At 36.3% G+C, this 12,225-nt stretch carries 8 protein-coding genes and 1 pseudogene; 7 read left to right on the forward strand and 2 right to left on the reverse strand.

The genetic code is table 11. The features are described from left to right. Positions 1 to 14 precede the first annotated feature (14 nt). The 6 genes from C1A47_RS13530 to C1A47_RS13555 all read left to right on the forward strand — a co-directional run bounded on the left by C1A47_RS13530 (position 15) and on the right by C1A47_RS13555 (position 9,329). The gene (locus C1A47_RS13530) at positions 15 to 1,145 is read left to right on the forward strand and encodes an ABC transporter permease (RefSeq protein WP_111895553.1); all 1,131 of its coding nucleotides are present in this window, start codon (positions 15 to 17) and stop codon (positions 1,143 to 1,145) included. 4 nt (positions 1,146 to 1,149) lie between these two features. After that, positions 1,150 to 2,268, forward strand: a complete 1,119-nt coding sequence (locus tag C1A47_RS13535) for an ABC transporter permease (RefSeq protein WP_111895554.1) — start codon at positions 1,150 to 1,152, stop codon at positions 2,266 to 2,268. A 1,589-nt stretch (positions 2,269 to 3,857) separates the two neighbouring features. Next, positions 3,858 to 5,033: a replication initiation protein gene (locus tag C1A47_RS13540; RefSeq protein WP_111895555.1), complete on the forward strand. Its 1,176-nt coding sequence runs from the start codon at positions 3,858 to 3,860 to the stop codon at positions 5,031 to 5,033. A 742-nt stretch (positions 5,034 to 5,775) separates the two neighbouring features. After that, entirely contained in the window at positions 5,776 to 6,645 is an 870-nt protein-coding gene (locus C1A47_RS13545; RefSeq protein ID WP_111895556.1) for a carbon-nitrogen hydrolase family protein, read from the forward strand. A gap of 222 nt (positions 6,646 to 6,867) precedes the next feature. Next, the gene (locus C1A47_RS13550; RefSeq protein ID WP_264756270.1) at positions 6,868 to 8,331 is read left to right on the forward strand and encodes a biotin carboxylase; all 1,464 of its coding nucleotides are present in this window, start codon (positions 6,868 to 6,870) and stop codon (positions 8,329 to 8,331) included. An 8-nt stretch (positions 8,332 to 8,339) separates the two neighbouring features. After that, positions 8,340 to 9,329: a C45 family autoproteolytic acyltransferase/hydolase gene (locus C1A47_RS13555; RefSeq protein WP_111895558.1), complete on the forward strand. Its 990-nt coding sequence runs from the start codon at positions 8,340 to 8,342 to the stop codon at positions 9,327 to 9,329. Between the two features lie 322 nt (positions 9,330 to 9,651). Here the strand turns inward: C1A47_RS13555 and C1A47_RS13560 are convergent, their stop codons facing one another. Further along, complete coding sequence (locus tag C1A47_RS13560; protein ID WP_111895559.1) at positions 9,652 to 10,587, reverse strand: DMT family transporter; 936 nt, start codon at positions 10,585 to 10,587, stop codon at positions 9,652 to 9,654. A 131-nt stretch (positions 10,588 to 10,718) separates the two neighbouring features. Here C1A47_RS13560 and C1A47_RS13565 point away from each other — a divergent pair, with 131 nt between their 5' ends. Next, on the forward strand, positions 10,719 to 11,576 hold the full coding sequence (locus C1A47_RS13565) for a LysR family transcriptional regulator (RefSeq protein ID WP_111895560.1): 858 nt from the start codon (positions 10,719 to 10,721) through the stop codon (positions 11,574 to 11,576). A gap of 300 nt (positions 11,577 to 11,876) precedes the next feature. Here the strand turns inward: C1A47_RS13565 and C1A47_RS13570 are convergent. Next, positions 11,877 to 12,225: pseudogene (locus tag C1A47_RS13570) on the reverse strand (hypothetical protein); the annotation flags it as partial.

Consider the following 12,225-nt stretch of genomic DNA (forward strand, 5'->3'; position numbering starts at 1 on the left):
TAAGGGTGGTCGATATGGAACAAATTTCTGCATTTTTATCTCGTGTAGTCAGCTTAACGCGGAAAGAAAGCCATCAACTGCTACGTGACAAAAGTAGTTTATCCATCGGTCTTATTCTTCCGATTATTTTAATTTTATTGTTTGGCTATGGATTGTCTTTCGATTTAACACATGGTCGGGTAGGAGTTGTCGTACAGCATCGTACACCGCAAAGTGACCAGATCATTGCAGGCCTACATGACTCAACCTATATTCTTTCAACTCAATACAGTAATTTTAATCAAGCAGCTCAAGCGATGAGCGAGAATCAAATAGATGCGATTGTTAATCTTCCAATAGACCTCGCTGAGCAAAGTAGCAATCCACCCATACATATCCAAATTATTACCAACGGTCGTTCAGCTACAATCGCCCCTGTCTTACAAGGTTATATTTCTGGGGCAATAACAACAGCCCAAGCCATTTATGCGGATCGTGATCCAATGAATGAAGCCAATGCCATGATTCAAATTGAACAACGCATGTGGTTTAACGAGTCCGCGAACAGTACATGGTTCATTGTCCCTGGACTCATTGTATTAATTTTGACATTGATTGGCGCATTTTTAACAGCGCTGCTCATCGCTCGGGAGCGAGAGCGAGGAACTTTAGAAGCATTATTTGTGAGTCCAGTGCGTCCATTAGAAATTGTCGTGGCCAAACTTATTCCTTATCTTGTTGTTGGCTTGATTGATATTATGATCTGCCTACTCGCCGCCCATTTTCTATTTTCTGTACCTATACGCGGGTCTTTACTCGGGATTATTAGCGCCTCGTTCTTATACTTACTGGTATCCTTATTATTAGGCTTAACTATCTCAGGTTTTTCACAAAACCAGTTTCAGGCCAGCCAAATGGCGTTACTCACCAGTTTTATGCCCGCGATGATGCTATCGGGTTTTGTATTTGATACACGAAATTTACCACTTGTTGTACAGATCGTCAGTCAGGTCTTACCTGCGACCCATTTTATGACCTTACTCAAAACACTCTTTCTAGGAGGAGACGATTGGGCATTATGGTTCAAAGAATGTGCTGTGCTTTTACTCTTTGTAATTGTCTTCACCATCGCATCCTGTCTATCACTCAGAAAAAGATTGAGGTAATTCTATGATGATCAGCATACTCAACGAATTACATTATCTTATTGTCATCATTAGAAAAGAATTTAAAGCAATTTTTAGTGATCCTGCCAATTTTACAATTTTATTTATACCTGCACTGCTACAAGCGATGTTATTCGGTTATGCCGCAAACTACGATGTCAATCATGTGACTTATGCCGTATTGAATCAAAGTAAAGGGCAAATTTCTCAACAATTTCTGGCACATCTCGATGGATCAGGTGTCTTTGAACGAACCAGAACCTTAGACAACACAACTCAGATTCAGCAGGTCATTAATGATCGCCAAGCTTTAGCAGTGATTAGCATTCCTTCAGATTTTGAAGATAAACTCAATCAGGGGCAAAGTTCACCGATTCAAGTCATTTTAGATGGTCGTAATTCATCCACCGCTGGCATGGCTGGCACATACATTGGAAGTATTGTGAGTCAATTCAACCAAACACGTTTGCAGATAAGCCCTACGATCAGCTTTGAAACACGAACTTGGTATAATCCAAATCAAGAGACCCGATGGGGATTAATGCCCTCTTTGATTGCCGCGATCAGTATGATCCAAACCCTATTGCTGTCGGCACTTTCTGTGGCTAGAGAACGTGAGCAGGGGACTTTTGATCAGCTATTGGTCACACCATATACCCCGATTCATATCATGATCAGCAAAGCGCTACCGCCTATTTTTATTGGATTGATGCAATCAACCATCATTTTATTGATTATTTTATTTTGGTTCAAAATTCCTATGAATGGCTCCTTAAGCTTACTGTATTTTAGCTTATTGTGTTTTAACACCGCTGTTGTTGGACTCGGTCTTTCAATCTCGGCAATTTCAAACAACATGCAACAAGCCATGTTGTTTACTTTCTTTTTAATCATGCCATTAATGCTGTTATCAGGTCTTTTAACACCTGTACAAAATATGCCATATCTTCTCGAATTATTGACTTACGCAAATCCTTTAAGGTTTGGAATAGATCTAGTACAACGTGTCTATCTGGAAGGTGCGACATTCTCACAAGTGAAATGGGATTTCATTCCAATGATTATCTTAGCCACCATCACTTTGCCACTGGCAGCATGGCTATTTCGGAATCGTCTTTTGTAATTTGAAATTCTGCATACTGAATTGATTATGAAAAGGCCCATCAAAAGATGGTCATGTGTGACTAGAATTTTGGTGGTTATTCAGAAACAAGTCTTTTGCCCTATACAATATCAAAATTGTAATAGGGTTTGATTTATTCATGATAACTAACATACAGCTAGGAAGTTGTATAATCGACTCTCAAAACAAATATTTTTTCACTGCTAAAAAATATTTGATAAAGAATTCTCTAATGAATATCAAATTGAGTATAAATTAATTTTCATAAGAGAATATGAATTCATATAAATCCAAAATTATAACGTTTGCTTAAAATATTTAAATTTAAAAGGAATGCTAGCTAATTAATAATTAAGTATTAATTTATATAATTAGTTAATTATAATTAAGAGCAATTTTTTATTTTTAAAATCAAATATTTATAAAAAATAAAGTGGAAGCTTTGTCACTGAAAAGTGATAGCTTTGTCACTAAAAAGTGGAAGCTTTGTCACTAAAAAGTGGAAGCTTTGTCACTAAAAAGTGGAAGCTTTGTCATTAAAGTGGAAGCTTTGTCATAGTTATTTTATTAATCTAAATTAATTTTAATTTAAGATATAAAAAACAATTTGTTATGCTGTGGAAAAGTTTGTTTTTTATAATTATAGGTGGAAGCTTTGTCATTAATTGAAAATTAATTGTGGATAAGTGTGCATACATTCTGATCGGTTTAAGATATAGCATGTAATTTTCTCATTCTGTATTCGCAATAGAATCACTAGATTCATGTTATATGAGATTAGATGAAAATTTAAGAAACTGTATCTGAGGATATGAAAGCAGAACACTCAATCCCTTAAAGTCGATATTTTGCTCTTTTAGAGGGATCTTAAATTGATAAGGATACTCAACAAATTCAAAATACTAGATACAAAATGAGCTTTATCCCTAAAATTTGTTCATAATACAAACTTTTTTAAGCTTGGTCAGAAAAAGTGGAAGCTTTGTCACTGATTTTGAAATCATCTTTATTTTTTTAATTTCATGATTTTAAAAACATTTATATATTGATATGTGGTTATGACAAATTGAAAGCTCAATTATTAGTAAATGCTTTTTTAAATTTAAATTATTGTTTTTAAAAATAAAATTTTATTTTATTTTCGAGTGATTCTTGCAAGGTGGAAGTTTTGTCACATTAAGGTGAAATTTTTACTAGAATTCACTTTAATGGTTTTTTAGAGCTAAAAAGTGGAAGCTTTGTCATCATAATGATTAATTTTAAAAATTGATATTTTTTTAATTAACTGAAATATATACAAAATAATTATAAATAGAGTTATTGGAGAATGAATAAAAATTTGATGGCTTTAAAAAACTATGTACCTTTGTGCATCAAGCATAATCTGTATTGTCTGAAATGTGAGCTTAAGGTGGAAGATATGTCATTGAATAAGAAAAATATATCATGAGATTTCATGAAAAATTCTATATCATATTCATAGAGTTATTCATAAGGTGAAGTAAAAAATATCATAAAAACATCGGTGGTAAATTGAATTTTCTTTCACTTTTGCGTATAACTAATAAAAACCTAAAACAGAATTGAATATGGCGACTGTTGACGAAAACGAAAAGCTTGATTACTTACCTTACTGTATTGGCAATATTCGCCATAATGGGGTTGTGAGTACAAGTAACCGTTTGATTCGACCAATTGAGTTATCTTCTAATGAATATAAAGCGTTGCTTTATGCGATGGCTGTTGCAAATTATGGCGAAAAAAATAATCAGGACAAGGAAATTACAGAGCAAACCTATATCTATTTACACAAACATGATTTAGGAGAGCTATTAGGGTTAGATAAAAAGAATTCAATCAATGTTGCCATTGATCGGATTTATAAAGAGCTTTCTTCACGTGTTGCACATTTTGTGATTGAGGATTCGTCAGAAGAAAATAAAAAGAAAGTTAAAAAAGTACACTCGGTTGTGCCAATCATCCGTGAGTTGCGCTGGGAAGACGATGCAAAAAATGCTTTGCAAATTCGCTTTACCAGTGAAGTTTTGCCTTACTTTACACGCTTGGCAAGCGGTAACTTTACAACTTATCAGCTGAAACATTTGTTTGCATTAGAAACAGTTACGAGTATGAGCTTGTACTCTTATTTTATTAAAAATGAGTTTAAATTTAATCAGCAAGTGAGCTATGACGTAGAGCTTAGCTTAGATAATCTACGCGCATTACTGGATTTAAGTGAATCTAAATATGATCGCTGGGTTGATTTTAGACGATATGTGCTCGACAAAATTATTCAAGAAATTAATACATGTACTGAGCTTTACTTAGAATATGAAACGATTAAAAAAGGTCGACCTGTTGTAGGGGTATTGTTTAAAGTCACCAATAAATCGTCTAGACCAGAAATGAAAACAATTTCGGCTTCTGAGCAGACGAAAGTGTATTTAGATGTACCATTTAACGATAATAATCTTGTCAAAGAGTTAGGTGCAAAATTTGATATCGAAATGCGGGCCTGGTATGTCTATAACAATGATTCGAATCTGCCAGACTTTAAAAAATGGTTCAAAAAGGATGGTTGTTTAACGGATTCACAGGCCAATGCAATTGTGAATGATATCTTGTTCCAGATGGATTTTGCTGAGGCAGGAACGTCAATGGAAGAGTTTAAGCGTGAAATGAAAGCTAAGCTTAAAAAAGATCCTGAGTTTGTTAAAAAGAACCGCCAGCGTTTAAATGAAATTTATGGTAAAGAAATTATCTAATTCAAAAATGCATGAGTAATAAGAATGGATAAACGACTTAGCTTAAATAAAAAATCTCCTAATTATTTATTTAATTATATTTAGGAATTATGGGTTATTCTAATTTTAAAAATATATTAAAAAATAGATACTTAGATGTTTAAATCTAAATGTTTAGTTAGAAAAGAATTCATTATTTATTAAATAAAGTACGCATTAAATGTTAATTGGACTGTTGTAGAAACTGAAATCACGCAGGGATGAAAACCTGAGCCTAATCCAATGATTATTTATCAAAAATAATTCAATTGTGATCAGAAATACTGAGTGTATGCTGACCTCTGATTGTAAAAATTTACCAGTGTGATGTTGAATCTTTTGTTCAGATAATTTTTATAAATATTCAAAACTGATCTCAATCTCTGGGTAATCAACGAGTAAATCATCAAGACCAAGTTTATTGTAAAGTCTAAGTTATAAATTAAGGAAATTGGCCCCTAATAAATTAAAAAAATTGGCCCTTGTTTGAAACAACCTGAAAGGACAAATTTAGATATAGAAATTTTATATAAAGTGAGGATATCTAAAAAATTTATTTTAAATTTTAAATACATATATTGAATTTTTTGGTAAAAAATATATTTGTAATTTCTTACATTTTAGTCTGATTGCTGTAAACGATACCCCTTGTTTGAGTGATGAAATCTGGCTTTTATTTAGATTTTGAATATGCATTTTTTAAAAATTTTAACAGGAGGATTTCATGTCAAATAGTCTTTTTGGTATCGCTGGTGTTCAAATGCAGGTTTCTGCATTTACAAGTAATGTTGAACAAATGGGTAACTATATGCGCTATATCCGTATGCGTTATCCATGGGTAAAAATGGTCATGTTCTCAGAACTCGCGCCTTTAGGCCCAAAACATAGCACGGCTGAAGTTTTTCCGAGCCAAACAGAAATCCAATTGACAGAACTTGCTCGTGAGACAGGTTTATGGCTGATTTCTGGTTCAATGTTTGAGCGTGTGGAAGGTCTCGATGAAAGCAGCAAAGTATATAACACACTGTCTGTGATTAATCCTGAAGGATATATCGTGGCACGCTATCGGAAACTATTTCCATTTCGTCCATACGAAAAAAATATTGAGGCGGGTACAGAATTTTGCGTTTTTGACGTACCTGATGTTGGACGTTTTGGGGTTTCCATTTGTTATGACATGTGGTTCCCAGAAACGACACGTACATTAGTTGCTATGGGGGCTGAAGTGATTTTGCATCCAACCATGACAGATACCATTGATCGAGATATCGAGCTTGCGATTGCACGCGCTTCTGCGGCACAAAATCAGGTGTACTTTATCGATATCAATGGCGTGGGTGACGGTGGTGTCGGCAAGTCAATTGTGGTTGATCCTTCAGGTTATGTGCTGCATCAGTCTGAATCAAGTGCAGAAATTATTCCGATTGAAGTTGATCTCGAGCGTGTCAGACGAGAACGTCGTCGTGGTTTACGGACACTGGGTCAGCCACTCAAAAGTTTTAGAGACCGTGACTGTAATTTCACGGTGTACCAAAAAGAAAATCCTGAATTTTCATATTTACATTCATTAGGCCCACTCACAAAACCTGAGTGAAATTCTATTTCACTTTTAATCCATAAATATCAAGTTAAGTAGTGTCTGTACTGACGTTTTAGATAGGTTCACCTCATTGCCGATAGACATGACTTATCGGCATTCAGGTTTAGAGGACTCAAGACAATGAGTATTCAACGTCAATTATCCATCATGACTTTGCTTCGATACTTCTGGCAAAGCTTTTACCCACAAAAAGGGCACACAATAAAGGAAGAACCTATGAATAAAAGTAATAAAGTGACCAGCATTTCAGATATGTTGTTGATGTTTCATCGTAATGAACGACCAATCTATTTTATTAGTGCCACAAATTTTAATTTGCTTGGAATAGATCGCTGGGTCAACCGTTTTCGTTATATCAATTATATTGACAGTTTTGATGGTCGCCATCCCAATGTTTTTGTTCCTCAAGAAACACCTCACGAAGAATTTCAATCGATAGAAGACATCAATAATTATTTATTACAGCATAAAGATGTGGTGGATTTAATTGAACGTCGTGGGGGCAATCCTGTAGGCACTTTTCTGATGTTTGATGAAAAAACCGAAGAGTTGGCAGAAGAAATAGGTCTAGATATTTGGTTTCCGCCAGCAGCTTTACGCCAACGCTGTGACAATAAAATGGAAACGGTGCGAATTGGTAACAAGGCTGGGGTATATTCGGTTCCGAATGCTTTGGTCAAAGTCGACAGTTATGAGCATTTACTGCAAATTTCTAAAGAATATGGTTTAGGCAATGATTTGGTCATTCAAACTGCTTTTGGTGACTCTGGGCACACGACCTTTTTTATCGCCAATCAACATGACTTTGATAAACATAAAGATGAAATTATTAATGACCCTGAAGTTAAGGTCATGAAGCGCATCAATTGTCGTGGGGCGACTTTAGAAGCTTGTGCAACCCAGTCAGGCACATTGGTGGGGCCATTACTGACCGAAGTGGTTGGTGCGCGAGAGCTGACCCCTTATAAAGGCGGCTGGTGTGGCAATGAGATTTTCCAGGGGGCATTTTCTGAAAGTATTCGTGCCAAAGCCCGTGATATGGCGGAAAAATTTGGTAATCAACTGCTCAATGAAGGATATCGCGGGTATTTCGATCTGGATTTCCTGATTGATGTTGATACAGATGAAGTTTATTTAGGTGAATTAAACCCACGCATTTGTGGGGCGAGTCCAATGACCAACCATGCTGCATTTGCCTATGCAGATGCGCCATTATTTTTATTTCATTTACTTGAATTCTCAGGGGTACCATTTGATTTAAATGTCAAAGAAATTAATGAACGCTGGGCGCAACCACATTTTATTGATTCGTGGTCGCAGGTCGTTATTAAATTCACCGAAGATAAAGTCGATCAAGTTACACATGCGCCACCTACAGGCATTTACCGAATGAGTGAAGATGGAGCAGTCTCTTATCAACGCTTTGACTATGACCGAAGAGCGATTGATACCGAACGCGAGGCATTTTTCTTGCGCATTACTGGGCCAGGTGATTTTAGATATGAAGGCGCTGATTTAGGTATTCTCATTATGCGTGGACGTTCAATGGATAATAACTTTAAGTTGAATCTGCGTGCTCGTGATTGGATTCGGGGAATCAAAAGTTATTATGCAGGCAAACCTATAGCAACCACCCATCATCATATGATCCCTGAACCGGGAGCATTTAAGATTTTATAGGAAGAATCATGTCGATTGAACTTCAATTTCAGGCTTTGGCAGAGGATTTACCCGATAAAAAATGGCAGGCGATTTTCAACCATCTCTGGCCTGGATATCGCGCATGGTTCTTACGAAGTGGTGTGACTGGGCGTCCAAGCTATTTAGAATGTAGAAAAGTGCTTCGTACCTACATGCCTGAATTAGTGCCTATTTGGGAAAGTCTGATTGAGCTGTCAGGTGGTGGGGATGTTGAATCACGATTTTTATCGTTGTGGTGTCCACCGCCTTATATTGCAGGATGTACCCAAGGGATATGGTTCGACCCCAATAAATATGAAGAACCGATGCTTATCCGCAATTATGACTTTGCCCCTGTTCTTTTAGAAGGTAACTGGTGGAAAACCTGCTGGTCAGGTCAGCAGGTCTTGGCAATGAGTGATTGTTTATGGGGAGCACTGGATGGAATGAATGAATCAGGATTATCGGTTTCCTTATCCTTTGGTGGACGGACGGTTTCTGGCGTCGGTTTTGGCGTACCGCTGGTTGTTCGATACATTTTAGAAGTTGCAGAAAATGTCTCGGAAGCAATTGATATTTTAAAACGTATTCCTGTACATATGTCTTATAACATTACCTTGTTGGATCGTTCGAGTCACTGGGCAACTGTTTTTGTGAATCCAGATCGTCCAACAGAAGTGGTGTATCAGGCAGCGACTTCAAATTTTCAGCATCAAGTCGAGTGGCCCCAACATGCTGAGGCAACCCATGCTGTGGAGCGTTTAAATGCCTTGCAGCATAAATTACCTTATGCAGTAAACTCACATGACATGATTCAAACCATGTTATCTAAGCCGCTGTATCAAGATAAATGGTTAAGTGGTTATGGAACATTATATTCGGCAGTTTATTACCCAATGTCGAATCGTGCTGAATTGTGGTGGCCTCAAGAAAGTTGGGCGCAATCTTTAGACAATTTTATGGAGGGGCAGAAACAGATTTATTTAAAATCGTATTGATTTTGGATTTTCTAGATCTGATCTTCGATGAAAGAATAACTCTCAGTATTTTTTAGAACAGCTAATGTTGTGTTAGCTGTATCTATAAATGTAGAAATCGTTAAATATTTTAGTATAGAAACATAATTTGAAGTAGCTTCGTAATGAGGTTACATCATTGATCCTAGATGGTATCGTGATGTTTTAAATGCTTAAGAAAAAATAAATTATTCATTAAGTTTCAAAATTTTGTAGGTTGATTATTGGTTTTTTATCCAGATCGTGTGGTTATAGTTCCAATACGATCTGAATCCTGATTATGCTAAATCGGTTAGCATTATGGTTAAATTTCTTTATCGTTTAGACAAATTTGTGCGGTTTGCTGTTGATTAAAATTGCCAAAGCCTACTTTTTTCAAAGAGCAACTGATAATTCCTAAACAAATAAAGATTGCACCGAGAATTACATTGAAGCTTAAAGGTTCATGCAGTTGAATATGCCCAAAAAATATTCCCAGTAATGGTACGCTCATAATAGAAATAGATGCCAAAGATGCATCAATTTGGCTGACAATCCAGTTCCAGAGCAGGAATGCTAAAGCAGTCCCCAAAAATGAACTATAAGCCACATACATTAAGGTTGTACTGTTTTGCCAAGCAAGATGGCTCAAATCTTCGGTTGCATAGGCCAATACATATAGCATCAATCCACCTACCATCAATTGCCACATGGTGAGCTTGATTTTGTCATATTGGGCAAATTGTTTTTTCATATACACCGTTGCTGAAGCCCAGAAAAAAGCAGCCAAAATAATCAGTAATTCACCCAATAGCGTCAGATTGAATTTTAGATGGAGTAGCTGATTGGACAGAATAATTAAAATGCCAAGTGTCCCCAAAACTAGCCCCATGATTTTTTGCAGATTGAGACGTTCTGCTAGAAAGTAATGTGCCAAAATGCTAATGATGATTGGCATGGTATACACCAAAATTGCTGATAAACCTGAGTCAACATACTGCATGCCAAAGGTGGAAATGCCATAGTAACCAATACACATCAACCCGCTTAGCAATAAGATTTTTCCCCATTCATGACGGCTCGGAAAAAGTGATTTCTTTAAAACCATCTGTAAGATAAATAAACAGCCACCGCCAATCAGTAAACGCAGTGATGTAAAAAAGAATGGGGGAAAGGTATGTAAACTAATTTTCATGGGTACCCAAAGGTAGCCCCATGTTAAACACAGGAGAAAAATTGCGGCCAATACACGTGGATTCATTTTAAAGCACAGCCATAAAATCAAACGAAGCGCCTAGCTTAAGTTGAAATTCGCATTAAAAAAAATGCTATTAATTTATATATCCATCTGTTTTTTTGATACCATAAAATTTTTCATGTATTGGGCAAGCCATGATCAATATTGATTTAAGTGACATCAAAGCCTTTGTGGTGACTGCTGATTTGGGTAGTCTTTCGGCTGCGGCCCAGCATTTGGGACATTTGCAATCAAATATCACCGTGAAAATCAAGAAAATTGAAAATCACTATAAATATCCATTGTTTGTCCGTCAGCCTAAAGGTGTGGAACTGACACCAAAAGGACAACTGGTTTATGCTCAGTACAAAAAACTGTTGGCGATTTGGGAAGAAACTGACCAAAAAGTCGCTGCACAAAATAATATTTTAAAGTTTGGAATTAACTCCACCATGCGTGGGAATCATTTTGCAGAAATGATTCATGATTTGTCTCAGCAGTACCCTAAACTGTCGTTGACCTTTAAGACAGGCATTACCAAATCCCTTGAGTCGCAGGTGGTGGAAGGTGTTTTGGATTTTGCCTACATTTTTGGAGACTCTCTCAACAAGCAACTTGATTATTTAGACAATGGGGAGGAGGAACTGGTTCTGATCGGGAAAGATTTAACCACTGATTTATCTGAAAATTTGTCACAACATAAAATCTTATGTTTATCGGAAGATTGTTGTTATATGACGATTTTAGATCGTCTCTATCAGTCAGTCACTTTGCCGCCGACGGAGAAGATTTATATTTCTGAACTTGAGGATTTAATCTGCTTTTCACAGCTTGGGCTTGGCATTGCATTAATTGCCCGCAGCCTGATTCATAAGTATAAGGTACAACACTATGTTGAAATTCCTGAGAGTTTTAGAGTCATGAAAGGCTATATTATTTCTCGGAAGCATCATAAATTTAGTCCAATTGAAAAGGACTGTATTGCTTTGAGTCAAGCCAGCACACTGCTTTAATCACGGTTATTAGGAGTGGTTTTGTTGCTTGTACGGACTTGCATTTTTGGCAGTAATTTTGATAAGTCTGTATCTTTAGCTTAGTTTTACCTTAAGTCACATGTGTTTCTAAAATCACATTAAATGCTTTGGAGACTGTTTTTGAGTGTATGAGCCCAATTTTATTCTTTAATACAGCAGATTCCTGAAAGTTAACTCCTGTCATTGCTTCGATTTGGATGATGCTGCCTAAAGAATCAGTTTAAATGTTATTGCATGTTTTTGAGAAGATCATCAAAGTGATGATCTTCTTTTATATTCTTAGAAGTTATAGATGAACAATAAGTTCAACATACGATTGGTTTTATTGTCATCTCCCGCAGCGAGTGAGTTGGCTGAACCATTAATAAACACGTCGTTTTTACCAATAATATACTCGGCTGCAACAGAGAACTGTTTAATGTCAAGCTGCGCACCGAAAATATTACGGGTTGAGTCTTTATCGCCTGAAGTATTCTTTTTATAGACCGAATAAGTCATATAAGGAGTGAGGGTAAAACGCTGATTTGGATCTTTATAGACATAGTTTAAGTCAGCCGTATAGAAGTCTGCATTGTTCGCGACGTAGTAAGTATCGTCAAAAGAACCCATAACCGAATAATCTGGATGC

The sequence above is a fragment of the Acinetobacter sp. MB5 genome (assembly GCF_003261585.1).
Lineage (GTDB): Bacteria > Pseudomonadota > Gammaproteobacteria > Pseudomonadales > Moraxellaceae > Acinetobacter.

Bases quoted from the DNA above. Each gene is read 5' to 3' on its own strand.
- C1A47_RS13530 (WP_111895553.1), top strand. From the start codon at position 15: ATGGAACAAATTTCTGCATTTTTATCTCGTGTAGTCAGCTTAACGCGG.
- C1A47_RS13535 (WP_111895554.1), top strand. From the start codon at position 1,150: ATGATGATCAGCATACTCAACGAATTACATTATCTTATTGTCATCATT.
- C1A47_RS13540 (WP_111895555.1), top strand. From the start codon at position 3,858: ATGGCGACTGTTGACGAAAACGAAAAGCTTGATTACTTACCTTACTGT.
- C1A47_RS13545 (WP_111895556.1), top strand. From the start codon at position 5,776: ATGTCAAATAGTCTTTTTGGTATCGCTGGTGTTCAAATGCAGGTTTCT.
- C1A47_RS13550 (WP_264756270.1), top strand. From the start codon at position 6,868: ATGAATAAAAGTAATAAAGTGACCAGCATTTCAGATATGTTGTTGATG.
- C1A47_RS13555 (WP_111895558.1), top strand. From the start codon at position 8,340: ATGTCGATTGAACTTCAATTTCAGGCTTTGGCAGAGGATTTACCCGAT.
- C1A47_RS13560 (WP_111895559.1), bottom strand. From the start codon at position 10,587: ATGAATCCACGTGTATTGGCCGCAATTTTTCTCCTGTGTTTAACATGG.
- C1A47_RS13565 (WP_111895560.1), top strand. From the start codon at position 10,719: ATGATCAATATTGATTTAAGTGACATCAAAGCCTTTGTGGTGACTGCT.